Annotated in this window: 14 protein-coding genes and 1 tRNA gene; 10 read left to right on the top strand and 5 right to left on the bottom strand. The window is 61.3% G+C overall.

The window, feature by feature from the left end:
• Positions 1-1176 (top strand): ABC transporter permease, encoded by a 1176-nt coding sequence (locus tag Q1A51_RS13165; protein WP_299601062.1) that lies wholly within the window; start codon positions 1-3, stop codon positions 1174-1176.
• Positions 1176-2753, top strand: coding sequence for an ABC transporter ATP-binding protein (locus Q1A51_RS13160; RefSeq protein WP_299599838.1), 1578 nt, complete (start codon positions 1176-1178; stop codon positions 2751-2753). Before Q1A51_RS13165 ends, Q1A51_RS13160 begins: the two co-directional genes overlap by 1 nt.
• Positions 2754-2809: 56 nt before the next feature.
• On the opposite strand, the gene Q1A51_RS13155 is transcribed toward Q1A51_RS13160, so the two are convergent.
• A complete protein-coding gene (locus tag Q1A51_RS13155; protein WP_299599837.1) occupies positions 2810-3046 on the bottom strand; it encodes a DUF6552 family protein in 237 nt (78 codons plus the stop codon).
• Between the two features lie 225 nt (positions 3047-3271).
• On the opposite strand from Q1A51_RS13155, the gene Q1A51_RS13150 reads away from it, so the two are divergent.
• Complete coding sequence (locus tag Q1A51_RS13150; RefSeq protein WP_299599836.1) at positions 3272-4147, top strand: LysR family transcriptional regulator; 876 nt, start codon at positions 3272-3274, stop codon at positions 4145-4147.
• The gene (locus Q1A51_RS13145; protein ID WP_299599835.1) at positions 4144-4953 is read left to right on the top strand and encodes a M90 family metallopeptidase; all 810 of its coding nucleotides are present in this window, start codon (positions 4144-4146) and stop codon (positions 4951-4953) included. Before Q1A51_RS13150 ends, Q1A51_RS13145 begins: the two co-directional genes overlap by 4 nt.
• Here the strand turns inward: Q1A51_RS13145 and Q1A51_RS13140 are convergent.
• Both Q1A51_RS13140 and Q1A51_RS13135 read right to left on the bottom strand, forming a co-directional pair.
• The gene (locus Q1A51_RS13140; protein ID WP_299599834.1) at positions 4950-6395 is read right to left on the bottom strand and encodes a D-alanyl-D-alanine carboxypeptidase family protein; all 1446 of its coding nucleotides are present in this window, start codon (positions 6393-6395) and stop codon (positions 4950-4952) included. The genes Q1A51_RS13145 and Q1A51_RS13140 overlap by 4 nt on opposite strands.
• Positions 6396-6602: 207 nt before the next feature.
• Entirely contained in the window at positions 6603-7301 is a 699-nt protein-coding gene (locus tag Q1A51_RS13135; protein WP_299599833.1) for an HAD family hydrolase, read from the bottom strand.
• Positions 7302-7411: 110 nt separating this feature from the next.
• Here Q1A51_RS13135 and clpS point away from each other — a divergent pair, with 110 nt between their 5' ends.
• The 4 genes from clpS (at position 7412) to hemF (ending at position 10526) form a co-directional block, all read left to right on the top strand.
• A complete protein-coding gene (clpS, locus tag Q1A51_RS13130) occupies positions 7412-7765 on the top strand; it encodes an ATP-dependent Clp protease adapter ClpS (RefSeq protein ID WP_299208534.1) in 354 nt (117 codons plus the stop codon).
• A gap of 9 nt (positions 7766-7774) precedes the next feature.
• A complete protein-coding gene (locus tag Q1A51_RS13125) occupies positions 7775-8758 on the top strand; it encodes a methyltransferase (RefSeq protein ID WP_299599832.1) in 984 nt (327 codons plus the stop codon).
• 4 nt (positions 8759-8762) lie between these two features.
• Complete coding sequence (locus tag Q1A51_RS13120; RefSeq protein WP_299599831.1) at positions 8763-9566, top strand: SDR family oxidoreductase; 804 nt, start codon at positions 8763-8765, stop codon at positions 9564-9566.
• A 66-nt stretch (positions 9567-9632) separates the two neighbouring features.
• Positions 9633-10526, top strand: a complete 894-nt coding sequence (gene hemF / locus Q1A51_RS13115) for an oxygen-dependent coproporphyrinogen oxidase (protein WP_299599830.1) — start codon at positions 9633-9635, stop codon at positions 10524-10526.
• A gap of 215 nt (positions 10527-10741) precedes the next feature.
• On the opposite strand, the gene Q1A51_RS13110 is transcribed toward hemF, so the two are convergent.
• Together Q1A51_RS13110 and hemC are read right to left on the bottom strand one after the other, a co-directional pair.
• Entirely contained in the window at positions 10742-12328 is a 1587-nt protein-coding gene (locus Q1A51_RS13110; protein ID WP_299599829.1) for an acyl-CoA dehydrogenase family protein, read from the bottom strand.
• Between the two features lie 137 nt (positions 12329-12465).
• A complete protein-coding gene (hemC, locus tag Q1A51_RS13105) occupies positions 12466-13422 on the bottom strand; it encodes a hydroxymethylbilane synthase (protein WP_299599828.1) in 957 nt (318 codons plus the stop codon).
• 66 nt (positions 13423-13488) lie between these two features.
• Here hemC and hemE point away from each other — a divergent pair, with 66 nt between their 5' ends.
• Together hemE and Q1A51_RS13095 are read left to right on the top strand one after the other, a co-directional pair.
• On the top strand, positions 13489-14538 hold the full coding sequence (gene hemE / locus Q1A51_RS13100; RefSeq protein ID WP_299599827.1) for a uroporphyrinogen decarboxylase: 1050 nt from the start codon (positions 13489-13491) through the stop codon (positions 14536-14538).
• Positions 14539-14585: 47 nt separating this feature from the next.
• Positions 14586-14662: transfer RNA gene (locus tag Q1A51_RS13095), tRNA-Met, on the top strand.
• The last annotated feature ends 123 nt before the right edge of the window (positions 14663-14785 follow it).

The following is a 14785-nucleotide window of genomic DNA, read 5'->3' as shown; positions in this document are numbered from 1 at the left end:
ATGCCGGACCCCGTAATCGATACGGACACCACGCCCACGGCAGTGGTGCCAGCCCCACGCCGCCCGTTCTTCTCCCTGTCGCCGCTGAACCAGCGTCGCTGGAGGAACTTCAAGAAAAACCGCCGCGCATACTGGTCGCTGTGGATCTTTTCGATCCTGTTCGGACTGTCGCTGGTGGCGGAACTGATCGCCTACGATAAACCGATCCTTGTGCGGTATCAGGGCGAATTCTACACCCCGATCTGGAACTTCTACCCCGAAACCGCCTTTGGCGGCGACTTCCGAACCGAGGCCAGCTACCGCGACCCCGAAGTCGAATGCCTGATCGTATCGGGCGGGCTGGATACGTGTTTCGATGACCCTGAGGGCGTGATCGAAGACGCGCAAGACGGTGAAATCGACGGCGAAGCGATCACCAAGGGCTGGACCATCTGGCCCCTCATTCCCTACAGCTTCGACACCGCTGTGGACCGCCCGGGTGCTGCCCCGCTGGCACCCAACGGCGAGAACCTGCTTGGTACGGACGGGACCAAGCGCGATGTGTTGGCACGCGTGATCCACGGTTTCCGGCTGTCTGTCCTGTTCACCCTCGTGGTCACAGGGGCCTCGGCTATCGTCGGCATCTTCGCAGGGGCCATCCAGGGTTATTTCGGCGGGCGCACCGACCTCATATTCCAGCGGATCATCGAGATCTGGTCCTCCACCCCTAGCCTCTATGTCATCATCATCATGTTCGCGATCCTGGGGCGAAGTTTCTGGCTGCTCGTATTCCTCCTGATCCTGTTCGGCTGGACAGGGCTTGTGGGGGTGGTGCGCGCCGAATTCCTGCGCGCCCGGAACCTCGAATATGTCCGCGCGGCCCGGGCGCTGGGCGTCAGCAACCTGACCATCATGTTCCGGCACATGCTGCCCAACGCCATGGTGGCGACGCTGACGATGCTGCCGTTCATCATCACGGGCACGATCTCGTCCCTCGCTGTGCTCGACTTCCTCGGGTTCGGCCTGCCGTCCTCCGCCCCCTCGCTTGGGGAACTGACGCTGCAAGCCAAACAGAACCTGCAAGCCCCGTGGCTTGCCTTCACCGCCTTTACCGTGTTCGCCGTGATGCTCAGCCTGCTGATCTTCATCTTCGAAGGCATCCGCGACGCGTTCGACCCAAGAAAGACTTTCTCCTAATGGCGCTACTCCAAGTCAAAGACCTGTGCGTCGGCTTCCGCCAGGACGGGCAACTGACCGAGGCGGTCAAGGGCGTGTCCTTCCATGTGGACCGGGGTGAGACGGTCGCGCTGGTGGGCGAGTCCGGGTCGGGGAAATCGGTGTCCGCCCTCTCTACCGTGTCCCTGCTGGGCGACAGCGCCGAGGTCACAGGCTCAGTCACCTATGACGATCAGGAAATGATCGGGGCGGACGAACGGCTGCTGCGCAAGGTGCGGGGCAATGACATCTCGTTCATCTTCCAGGAACCGATGACGTCGCTGAACCCGCTGCATACGATTGCCAAGCAATTGGGGGAAAGCCTCGCTCTGCATCAGGGGATCGCCGGGGATGCGGCGCGCGCGCGCATTCTCGAACTTCTGGACAAAGTCGGCATCCGGGACGCCGAAAGCCGTCTCAATGCCTATCCGCACGAACTGTCGGGCGGGCAACGCCAGCGCGTCATGATCGCCATGGCGCTGGCCAACAAGCCGGACGTCCTGATCGCCGATGAACCTACGACGGCGCTTGATGTCACCATCCAGGCACAAATCCTCGACCTTCTGGCGGATCTCAAGGCGGCCGAAGGCATGGGCCTCCTGTTCATCACCCACGATCTCGGCATCGTGCGGCGCATCGCGGATCGCGTCTGCGTCATGCAGAATGGCGAGATCGTGGAAACCGGCCCGACGAAAGAGATTTTCGACGCGCCCAAGCACCCCTACACACAGAAGCTGCTCAGCGCGGAACCGACGGGCCAGCCGTCTCCCGTGCCTCAGGACGCGGAACTGGTGGCCGAGACAGAACACCTCAAAGTCTGGTTTCCCATCACTGCTGGTCTTCTGCGCAAGACGGTCGGTCATGTGAAGGCGGTGAACGACGCCACCATCAGGGTACACGCGGGCGAAACCGTGGGCATCGTGGGTGAAAGCGGATCGGGCAAGACCACGTTGGCGCTTGCCATCATGCGGTTGATCTCGTCCGAGGGGCGGATCGTCTATATGGGGCAGGACATCCGTGCGTGGTCCGTGCGCGAGCTGCGGCGGCTGCGCAAGGATATGCAGATCGTGTTCCAGGACCCGTTTGGGTCTCTGTCACCCCGGATGACGGCGATGCAGATCATCGCTGAAGGGCTAGGTGTGCATGGCATCGACGACGGGCGCAGCGCGCGCGAGGTGGTGGCCGAGGTGATGACCGAGGTGGGCCTCGATCCCATGACCATGGATCGTTATCCACACGAGTTTTCCGGCGGTCAGCGCCAGCGCATCGCCATTGCACGCGCCATGGTGCTGCGGCCCAAGTTGGTGGTGCTGGACGAACCGACCTCGGCCCTCGACATGACGGTGCAGGTGCAGATTGTTGAGCTGTTGCGCGGGCTGCAGCGGAAGTACGGGCTGGCGTTCCTGTTCATCTCTCATGACCTCAAGGTGGTGCGGGCGATGAGCCACAAAATGCTGGTGATGAAGCAGGGGGATATCGTCGAGCAAGGCGTGGCAGAAGACCTGTTCGAGCGGCCTCAGACCGACTATACGCGCCTGCTGTTGCAAGCCACGCATTGACGGAGGGCGACGTGCGTTGCCTCTTTTGGGTCAACGACACCCCGCCCACCGTCCCTTCAGGCCAGGGCCAGTCCAATCACCATGGCCGCCAGCGCGATGACATGGATCAGCGTCATCGCCATGTCGTTCCAGCGCCAGCCTACGATCAGCCAACCGATCAGCCCGGCCAGGAACAAATACATGTTCAGGGGCGCCAGCCCGATGGCCGTTGCGCCATAGCCAAAGATCTGAATGACTGACGCGCCCCATTTGATCGTGTTTGTCTCGGTTGAGCGCCTTACAAGTGCGTTCATAGCCGTTCCAGATCGATGCATTTGGTGCGTTTGCCGTGCCACCAACGGGTTTTGGGAAGGTTAACCCGGACACAGCGCCGTTGGCGGGCCGCTGTCATGAAAGTTTGAGCATAGATGTTAAGCATGGAACACCTCTTGGGCGGTTAAGGAACATGATTATATATTGATCCATTGCGCTCCGTATGCGACTCAATTGGAATACTCATGTGTAATCTGAGCTGACATATGGAATGGCGCAGCCTTCCCCCGCTTGCAGCCCTTCGGGCCTTTGCCGCTTATGTGGATACGGGCAGCGTGGTTGCGGCGGGGCAAGCGCTGTCGGTCAGCCATGCCGCCGTCAGCCAACAGCTTCGCGCGCTTGAGGCCCATTTGGGCGTAAGCCTCTTTGATCGCTCGGGGCGGGCCATGCGGTTGACCCCCGATGGAGAAATTCTGGCCCAAGGCTGCGCTGACGGTTTTGCCAGCATCACCCGGGCCGTGGCACTTGTAACCGGGGCAGAGGCGGCGCGCCCGCTGCATATATCGCCCACACCCAGCTTTGCCTCTGCCTGGTTGATGCCGCGCCTGTCCGAGTTCCGGGTGAAACATCCCGAGATCAACCTTGTGCTCAACCCGACATCGGACATCGTGCAGTTGTCGCCGGGCGGTGTCGATCTTTCGATCCGCTACGGCGTTGGTGGATGGGATGGGCTCGACAGCGAGCTTCTGGTCCCGACATCGATGGTGGTGGTCGCGGCCCCCGACCTTGTTGCCGGGCGCGATGTGTCCGACCCGTCCAGCCTTGGTGCATTGCCGTGGCTGGAAGAGATCGGGACCACGGAAAGCTCGAGATGGCTGTCCCAGCGCGGTGCTGCTGATATGCCAAGGGGCCCGGTGACGCAGGTGCCTGGAAACCTCATGCTTGATGGTGCGCGAGACGGGCAGGGGCTTGCCGTCACGGTTCGCAACTTTGTGGCTGCTGACATCGCAGCCGGACGGCTGGTCGTCCTGCACGAGGATGCGGTCGATGGCGCGGGGTATCATCTCGTTACGCGCCCCGGCGTTCTTCGCCCTGCGCTGCGGGATTTTATTCGATGGATCAGAAAGGCGGCGAAAGAATGATCCTGTTTCTCGGGCTTCTTACACTGATCGGTGGTCTGTTGGTGTGGCGCGCATGGTCGAAACGGCAATGGCAGCAAGAGGTGCTCGCCTCGCGCCTGACAGAGGCCGAATGGCGCATCATCCGGGCGCAGGTGCCCCTGATCCGCAAACTGCCGCGTGCGCTCAAGGAACCATTCGAGGGCAAGGTCGCGTTGTTCCTCAACCAGGTCGAACTGGTCGGGTGTGACGGGCTGGAGGTGACGGACGACATCGCGCTCAGCATCGCGGGGCAGGCTGCCTTGCTCGTTGTCGGGACAGATGCTTGGTACAAGCATCTGACGACCGTGCTGATCTATCCCGGCGCGTTCAAATCCAAGCAAACAGTGCAAGATGGCTATGTCGTGACCGAGGAGGAGGTGGTGCGCCTCGGCGAAAGCTGGTCACGTGGACCTGTCGTGCTGTCGTGGCGGGATGTGCAGCAGGGCGGGCTGAACGACAGCGATGGACTGAACGTGGTGCTGCACGAATTCGCGCATCAGCTGGATGACCTGTCGGGTCAGACCGACGGTGCCCCGCCCATGGCCGAAGGCCAAAGCTTTGCCCGCTGGGCGCAGGTGATCGTCGCAGCCTATGACCGCCATGTCGCCAACACGCAGGCCGGACGTCGCACGGCCATCGACGCCTATGGTGCAACCAGCCACGAAGAATTCTTTGCCGTCGCGGTCGAGCTGTTTTTTGAAAAGCCGCACACGCTCCAGGAGGCGGAACCCGAAGTCTACCTACAACTTTCCAAGCTGCTGAACGTTGATCCAGCCGATTGGGCCTAGGATTGCGGCCCAATCATGAAGCAGGTCATGTTGCGCGATTGCAGGCGACGACAGGCCAGATCGGCCCCATCACGGGTCATGCCCATGAAATTGGCATCAAAGCCCGTGGGACGGCGGACAACTTTGCGCAAGCTGCCATCCAGCGATGACATCTCGGTCAATGCCGTCTGCAACAGCACCTTCTCGGCCTTGTAGCGACTGCCGTAGCGGCCCACGTTCACGCCCCAATGGCGACCCCCGGACGTGGACACACGGGTCACGACCTCGGGTTCTGCTTTCAACGCCACCTGGGTTGGTCGCGCTTCTGGGCGGACTGTCGGTGCCAACGCGGCAGAGACCGCAGTGGCGGCCGCTGGTGCCGTTGTCTCGGACACTTGCGCAGCGACCAGAGCGGTCTGGATGTCATCCGGCAAAACGGTCGAGGCGACTGGCGCTTCTGCCACCAGAACAGGGGCCGCGCTGCCAGGACGCATCTTTGGGCGATAGCTTGTCTTGACCGCGCCGCTCAGGCGAATGATCTTGCCAGCCCCTCGTGGGGCATCCTGGTTTCCTGCAACGATGATGGGCTCATCCCCGGGCACATAGCTGGGTTTGGATGGTTTGCGCAGCGGCGCACGGCTGGGCGCACGGCGGAACCCAAGGTCCAACAACTCTGCAACCTTGGCATTGCGCGACGCAGTGGACTTGCCGCCAAAGACGGTTGCGATGATGCGCTCATTCCCACGTTCGGCCGACGCAACAAGGTTGAAACCGGCGGCACGGGTGTAACCGGTCTTGATCCCGTCCGCGCCCTTGTAGTTGGCCAGCATACGACGGTTCGTGTTGTTCACCGTGGCGATCCCCGCATTGGTCGAGGTGCGCGAGAACAGGTTGTAATACTGCGGATAGTCATACAGCAGGTGCCGCCCAAGGGTCGACATGTCGCGGGCCGTGGACATATGGCCACTCTCGGTCAGACCATGGGCGTTCTTGAAGGTCGTGCGGGTCATGCCCAACGATTTGGCCGTCCGGTTCATGCGGCGCGCAAACGCGGCCTCGGATCCTGAAATGGCCTCGGCAATGGCCGTGGCCGCATCATTGGCCGACTTCACGGCAGAGGCGCGGACCAGATAGCGCAGCTTGATGCGCGATCCTGACCGCAAGCCCAGTTTCGATGGCACCTCGGCGGCGGCCTTCCTTGAAACCTTCACCTCGGTGTCCATGGTGATCTCACCCCGCTCAACGGCCTGAAAGACGACGTAAAGCGTCATCATCTTGGTCAGCGATGCGGGGTGCAACTGCGTGTCTGCGTTGCGAGAATGCAGTACTTCACCCGTCCGGGCGTCCATTACGAACGCCGCGTAAGGTGCAGCCATGACAGAGGCGGGCACAATGACCACCATCCACAACAATGCAAAAAGAATAAGCCCTAGCCGGGCCGGCTGTGCGCGCCGAACCTTCACGGTAAACCTGCCTATGTCTGCCTCTGGCCGTCGATTATTCGACTGACCTTTTTTGTAATTGCCGCGAAGCTAGCACAGGTCGCAGTTTCGATAAAGTGTTGATGCGGCTCACGTTTCCGTTTTTCTGCACTCGCATCAAACAACATGTGGGGGATGCGGCAACGCATGGCCCCAAAAGGGCGATTGTGGCAGGAATGTGGCGGCGGTCTACCGCCGCGTTTTCAGAAAGTCAGACAGGGCGCCCAAATCGGGCAGGGCGGCATATCGCGGGTGCCCCTCCGGCGCATCAGCGGCCTCCAGATCCCAGGCCAGATCATGGGGCACAAAAACACCGAAACCGCCCGCATCAATCATCGGGCGCACATCAGATTTCATCGAATTCCCAATCATCATGCCACGGTCTGCACCGCCAAAGCGGTCGAATATGCGGGCATAGACAGCCGGGGTCTTGTTCGACACGATCTCGACCCCGTCAAACAGATCACCCAAACCGGATTGCGCCAGCTTGCGCTCCTGGTCCAGCAGATCGCCCTTCGTGATCAACAGGACCGGGCCATGTTCCTTGGCCCGGGCGACGGCCTCGTCTGCATGAGGCAACAGGTCAATGGGATGGCGCAGCATGTCCTGACCGGCCGCGATCAGATCGCCAATGACATCCCCGGGCACCCTGTTCTCGGTGACCTCAAGCGCCGTTTCGATCATCGACAGGACAAAGCCTTTGACGCCAAAGCCATAATGCCCAATGTTGCGCCGCTCGGCAGCCAGCAATTGCGCATCCAGGTCTGGCACATCGACATGCGGTGCTAATAACTCGGCAAACCGCTCCTGCGTCAGCTTGAACACGCGCTCATTGTGCCAAAGCGTGTCGTCTGCATCGAACGCGATACACGCGGTTTCAAAGCCCATTGGGATCACCATGACGCGACATTCCCGCACCGCCCTCTTTCCTAAATACGCGCTTGCGTTATATAGGGTGATCCAAGCTCACCAAGAGATTCCCGTTTATGAGGACGCGCATGCAGTCTGACATGCACATGATGGCACCCAAGTCGGCAGGTCCGGCGGATGAGGATGGCGATACCGCCATTGTCACCGAAACCAAGCCCAAGACCAAGCGCCCGCCGCTCTACAAGGTGCTGCTTTTGAACGACGACTACACACCCATGGAATTCGTGGTGCATGTGTTGGAACGGTTTTTTGGCCTCAATCACGCACAGGCGTTCGAGATCATGCTGACCGTGCACAAGAAGGGGCTCGCCGTTGTGGGCGTTTTCAGCCACGAGATTGCCGAAACCAAGGTGGGGCAGGTCATGGACTTTGCCCGCAGGCATCAGCATCCGCTGCAATGCACAATGGAAAAAGAGGAATAGGCCGCCTAGGTGCTAGGTGATCGTCTGCCTCTGGCGCTCGATGCGATGGACGCATGGGGCGATGGCCCCGTGGCCGTTCTGCACCCGTCCGAGGATGCCGACCTGTCCGCGCTGCCAACGGGTAGCGTTCATATCGTGTCGCCTTTGGTCATGGTGTGCGATCGGTTTGAACAGATGGGTTACACCGTCTCGCCCGAACTTCCCAAAGACACCCGCTTTGCTGCCAGCATCGTTTGCCTGACCCGCGCGCGGGCCGAGGCGCAATCGCTTGTTGCAGCTGCCATGGCGCAAACCGATGGCCTTGTGATCGTCGATGGGCAAAAGACGGATGGCGCCGATTCCATGTTGAAAGCTCTGCGCAAGCGGATCGAGGTGGGCGCGCCTATCTCCAAGGCGCATGGCAAGATCTATTGGATGGCTGGTGGTGCCGATTTCTCGGATTGGGCACGCGGCCCCGAACTGCATTCGGGTGGGTTCTGGACGGCACCAGGTGTTTTCTCAGCCGATGGTGTCGATCCCGCGTCTGAAATGCTGGTCGGGGCATTGCCCGAAGCCATGGTCGGCACAGTTGCCGATCTCGGCGCAGGTTGGGGCTATCTCTCTGCCCACATCCTGACCCGTGATGTCAAAGCGGTGCACCTTGTCGAAGCACACGACATGGCGCTGCAATGTGCCCGCCACAACGTGACTGACGCGCGCGCACAGTTTCACTGGGCGGACGCTACCGTGTGGTCGCCGCCTGAAAAGGTCGATGCGGTGATCATGAACCCGCCTTTCCACAAGTCGCGCAGCGCCGATCCGTCCCTCGGGCGGGCCTTCATTGCCAATGCGGCGCGCATCCTGCGTCCCCACGGGGCGCTGTGGATGGTCGCCAACCGGCACTTGCCCTACGAAGATGCCCTTGCGTCCCATTTCACCAAAGTGGTTGATCTGGACGGCGATGCGCGGTTCAAACTGGTGCGGGCCGAACGGCCAAAGAAAAACAAGGGGTAGCCCCATGTCCTTTTCCATCAATGGCAAGACAGCGATTGTGACGGGTGCTGCCAATGGCATCGGCCTCGCCATCGCGCGGCATTTTGCGGATCGCGGTGCGAACGTGATGTGTGCCGATATGGATGAAAAGCGGCTGCACGCAGAGTTGGGTGATGTCGCGGAAGAGGGGAACATCCGGTACTTCGCCGGCGACCTGCGGCAACGGTTGACCATCGCCAATCTGGTCTCGGCCACCATTGATGCTTTTGATCAGATCGACATTCTTGTGAATGCATCGCGTCAAGTCATGGAAACCGACGCACTGGACACCGAAGACACGTCGGTCGAAACTTTGCTGGAACAGAACCTGATGACCGCCCTGCGGCTCAGCCAGCAGGTTGCGCGTCGTATGATCAAACAGGCCAAGGACAACGAGGAAGCAACCTGTGTTGGGTCCATCGTCAACCTCAGTTCCATCGCCGCGCATCAGACCCGCCCTGAATTGTTGGGATACTCCATTGCCTCGGCCGGGTTGGAGCAGATGACGCGCTCCATGGCGCTTGCGCTGGCGCCGCAACGCATCCGCGTGAATGCCGTTGCCTTCGGTTCGGTCATGTCGGCGTCGCTCAAGGCCGCGATCGGCGAAAACCCCGACTGGCGTGAGGATATCGAGGGGCACACCCCCCTCCATCGCATCGCCAGCCCGACGGAATTGGTGGATGCGGTGCAGTTCCTGGCATCGGATGGATCAGGGTTCATGACCGGCGAGGTCATGACCGTGGACGGTGGCCGCAGCTTGCTCGACCCCGTCGACGCGCCCGCGCACTAGAGTTTGCGCTTGGCCCCGCGGGGACCGTTGGGCTAGAAAACTGTCAATCAAACAGGACAGCGCGTCATGACCGAACAATTCGACAGCCAGAAAACCCGCGCCGCTGCGTGGTTCCGTCAATTGCGGGACGATATTGTTGCTGCCTTTGAGAAGCTAGAAGACACCCATGGCACTGGTCCGATGTCTGATGACTCACCCGGTCGGTTCGAGGTGACGGACACCAAGCGCACGTCGGACGATGGCTCGGACGCGGGCGGCGGGCTGATGAGCGTCATGCGCGGCGGCCGTGTGTTCGAAAAGGTCGGTGTAAATGTCTCGACGGTCTATGGCACGCTGGGTGAACGCGCACAGAATGCCATGGCGGCCCGCAAGGGCATTCCGGGGATGAAGGACGACCCGCGGTTCTGGGCCTCGGGTATCAGTCTGGTGGCGCATATGCAGAACCCGCATTGCCCTGCGGTGCACATGAACACGCGCATGTTTTGGACGCCCCACGCATGGTGGTTTGGTGGCGGGTCTGACCTGAACCCCTGCATCGAGTACGCGGATGACACGGCGCATTTTCACGCCCAGCAGAAGGCGCATCTGGATCCCCATGGGGACACGCATTACCCGCGCCTCAAGGAATGGGCAGACGAGTATTTCTATATTCCCCACCGTAACCGCGCGCGGGGCGTTGGGGGCATCTTCATGGACGACCATTGCACCGGCGATTGGGAGGCGGATTTTGCGCTGACCCAGGACATCGGGCGAGCCTTTCTGCCTGCCTATGTGCCACTGGTCGAAAAGCGCCGGGTGCAGGATTGGGACGAGGATCATAAGCACAAGCAGCTTGTGCATCGCGGGCTCTATGCCGAGTACAATCTGGTTTATGATCGGGGCACCAAATTCGGGCTTGAGACGGGGCATGACGCCAACGCCGTGCTGATGTCCTTGCCGCCTTTGGCGAAGTGGGTGTGATTTGTCCCCGCGGGGACAAGGTGTTCGGGGCCTTGTCCGAAGTTTAACCGATCTGTGAATGCGTCGTGTTTTCAGCGGGTTGAGCGCCGCACGGTTCGATATGCCTATTTTAACCCTGCGCGTGGCACCCTCGTGCCCGACGGGGCGCGGTTTTTTTGATGTCGGTGGGCGGCTCTGTTTGCGCTTTGCGCAAAGGCGCCCGCCCGCCGACCCTTTCAGCTTTCGAAACTTGCCAGGATGCTTGCAATGTCGAGGCCAGTGGCGCTGCCAGCGATCTGACCGAATGGTGCGTGGATGCGGGTACCGATGAACCCGTCAGCCACGGCAGAGGGGGCGTGGCGGATCAGGACAGATGCCGCCAGAAGAAGCGCGGTGCGCTCGGCAAAGGCGCGCGCTTCGTGTTCGGCAGGCAGGGCAGGCCAGTGGGCGCGGTGGTCTTTGAGGGCCTGATCGTAGCGGGCATCCTGCCCGGTGGCCTTGTGCAGATCCTCCGTTAGGGTGGCTCCGGCCTCTGGTTCGCGCGCAATGGTGCGCAGGATGTCGAGACAGATCACGTTGCCGGACCCTTCCCAGATGCTGTTAAGGGGGGCTTCGCGGTAGTACATCGGCATCGGGGTATCCTCGACATATCCCATGCCCCCCAGCACCTCCATCGCTTCCAGCGTCACGCGCGGGCACAGCTTGTTATTGAGGAACTTGGCGAGGGCCACAGCGATGCGGGAAAAGGGGCGCGCATTTGGGTCATCGAAGGCTGCGGCGACATGCAGCCCAAGGTGGGTCGCAGCCTGCCAGTCAAGGATCAGGTCGGCCAGCACCGCCCCCATCAAAGGCTGGTCGACTAGCGTTTTCTGAAAGGCCCGGCGATGTCGTGCCCAGTGCATGGCGTGAGTCAGCGCACCGCGCATCAGGCCCGCCGGTGCGATGGCGGTGTCCAGACGCGTGTGGTGCACCATTTCGATGATGGTCTGCACCCCGCGCCCTTCGTTGCCGAGCTGATAAGCGAGGGCATCGTGATACTCGATTTCTGACGAGGCGTTGGCCTTGTTGCCCAGCTTGTCCTTGAGCCGCATGAGGTGGATCGCGTTTCGGTCGCCGTCGAGCCAGCGCGGGACCAAAAAACAGGTCAGCCCTTGATCTGTTTGGGCGAGGGTCAGGAACCCGTCGGACATGGGGGCGGAGCAGAACCATTTGTGGCCTGTCAGCCGCCAGTGATCTCCTGCGCGTATCGCTTTTGTGCTGTTGGTGCGCACATCGGAGCCGCCCTGTTTCTCGGTCATCGCCATGCCAAGTGTCGCGGATGTCTTTTGATCGATCGGCAGGATGCTCGGGTCATAAGAGCGCGCCGTCAGTTTCGGCACCCAGGTGGCGGCCAGTCCCGCGTCCGCCTGCAGGGCAGGTATGGCTGCATAGGTCATGGTCAGCGGGCAACAATGACCCGGCTCGACCTGGCTGGCCATGTAGACCATGGCAGCATGTTCCATGTGGCTGCCGCCGTCCCAGGCGGTGGCAGCATAGCCTGCGCCTTGGCTGAGCGACATCATCTGGTGATAGGCGGGGTGAAATGTCACCTCGTCCAGGCGCCGCCCGCCGGTATCGAAGAGTGTTAATTCTGGTGTATGGCGATTGGCCGCTTGCCCTGTTGCCCGTGTGTCGGCCCGCCCCAATGCTGCGCCGTACTCCGTCAGGTGATCAGGCGCGATCGTCACCAGAATGGGATCGCCTGCAAACAGGTTCACGTCGCCCAGCGGATCAGGCTGGTTTTCGACCTCATGCGTGGGCAGATGGCGGCGCGGTGTGGGCATGGGACAAGCGTGAGGCCTTGCGCCTGAGTCGGTCAAGACCGGACCGTGCCGGGACCCTGATCTGATGCCCCGCTCATTGGGGCTCTGCCCCCGGTCTGCGACCTCCCCCGAAGTTTACTTGGCAAAGTGAAATGGGATCAGTGCCAGTCGAAGAAGCCCGGGCCTGCTGTTTTGAGAAGGTCTTGGGCGAGGTCTGTGCCCATGGCTGCCCCGTCGGCGATGGCACCCTTGCGCGTGCCGCTGATCGCGTCCGATCCGTCGGGGCGCAGGACTTCGCCTGTCAGTGTCAGGGTGTTGCCGTCGAGCGTAGCAAGTCCGGCGATGGGTGTTTCGCATGAGCCGTCGAGCGTGAATAGGAACTGTCGTTCGGCGGCGAGGCGTTGGCCCGTTGGGGTGTCATGGATGGCCGACAGCATTTCGGCTGTGTTGGCATCATCGGTGCGCCGTTCGATCCCGATGGCCCCTTGGGCGATGGCGGGCAGCATGTCGGTTGGTTCGATGGGGGTGGCTGGTACGTCGGTCATGTTCAACCGGTTCAGCCCCGCATGGGCGAGGAATGTGCAGTCCGCTACACCATCTGCCAGTTTCTGAAGCCGGGTCTGTACGTTGCCGCGGAACTCGACCACGTGCAGGTCGGGGCGCTTGTGCAGGAGTTGCGCCCGGCGGCGCAGGGATGAGGTGCCGACCGTGGCACCTTCGGCGAGGTTGGCGATCTGTGTCAGGCTGTGCGATATGAAGGCGTCGCGAACGTCTTCGCGCGGCAGGAAGGTGTCGAGGATCAACCCATCCGGCTGGATCGTGGGCATGTCTTTTGTCGAATGCACGGCGATGTCGATGCTGCCATCGAGCAGCGCATCTTCAATTTCCCGTGTGAAGAGGCCTTTGTTTCCAATCTCTTTCAGCGGGCGGTCAGCGGCGATCATTGAGCGGTTGTCGCCCGTGACCTTGATCACAACGATCTCGAACGCCCCTTGAGGCACGTCGAAGGCGCTGCTCAGACGCTGGCGCGTTTCATAGGCTTGGGCAAGGGCGAGGGGGGATCCGCGGGTTCCGATCTTGAGGGGGGCGGATGGAGTTGGTAGGCGCACGGTCATGACTTTATCTTTTAGATGTGTCAACTTATGTTGACAACTGGAAACGAAGAGACAGGGGCGTGTGTGATGAAAGATGGCGGGACCGGCAAGACCATTTTGCGGGCTTTGGCGGGTGAGGTGTTGCCGACGCCACCCATCTGGATGATGCGGCAGGCTGGGCGGTATCTGCCCGAGTATCGCGCGACCCGTGCGCAGGCCGGTGATTTCCTGTCGCTGTGCTACAACCCGGAGCTGGCGGCTGAGGTGACGTTGCAGCCCATTCGGCGCTACGGTTTCGATGCGGCCATTCTGTTTGCGGATATCCTGCTGGTGCCGCAGGCGCTGGGCGCTGATCTGTGGTTTGTGACGGGCGAAGGGCCGCGCCTGTCGACCATCACTGATCAGGCAGGTGTGGAGGCGTTGAAGTCGGTGGATGACATTCACGAGACGTTGAACCCGATTTATGAGACGGTGAAAATCTTGCGGCGTGAATTGCCCACCGAGACGACATTGATTGGATTTGCCGGGGCGCCGTGGACTGTTGCGACCTACATGATCGCAGGTCAGGGCACGCCGGATCAGGGTCCGGCTCATGCGATGCGCGAGGGCGCGCCGGAGGCTTTTGATGCGTTGATGACGCGGGTCACCGCCGCAACAGTTGAATACCTCGCTGCGCAGATCGAGGCAGGAGCTGAAGTTGTGAAGATCTTTGACAGTTGGGCCGGGTCGTTGAAGGGCGAGGCTTTTCAGAAATATGCTGTTACCCCCTGTGCCGAGATCACGGTCGCGCTCAAGGCGCGCTATCCGCACATCCCGGTCATTGGCTTCCCGCGTGAGGCGGGCGAGGGCTATGTCGGGTTTCACAAAGCGACCGGCGTGGATTGCGTGGCGTTGGACAATTCCGTGTCGCCCGAATGGGCTGCCGCGCACGTTCAGGTGGATGGTTGTGTACAGGGCAACCTTGCTTCGTCGCACATGGTGACCGGTGGTCAGGCGTTGGTGGACGAGACCCGGGCCATAGTGCAGGCGTTTTCCAAGGGGCCGCACATCTTTAACCTGGGCCACGGCATCACCCCGGATGCGGACCCGGACAACGTGGCGTTGATGATCGAAACGGTCCGGTCCACAAAGTCCTGATTTCTGGCTTGACGACTCTGAGGCGCTGGCATAGGTCACGCCTCCATGGCGCGGTAGCTCAGCTGGTTAGAGCGCTCGACTCATAATCGAGAGGTCGGGAGTTCAAGTCTCCCCCACGCCACCACATCCAACCGTTTGGACGAATTGACAGGGTCCGCGCCGTAGAGGGCCCGACTTACGCGCATCGCCTTTGGCGCTACACTGAGTGCGGGAGTTCAAGTCTTCCCCCACGCCACCACGTTCACCT

Origin of the sequence: uncultured Tateyamaria sp. (assembly GCF_947496075.1) — a bacterium.
Lineage (GTDB): Bacteria > Pseudomonadota > Alphaproteobacteria > Rhodobacterales > Rhodobacteraceae > Tateyamaria.
Note: the sequence above shows the minus strand (reverse complement) of the source record. Positions and strands in the feature narration are given on the sequence as shown.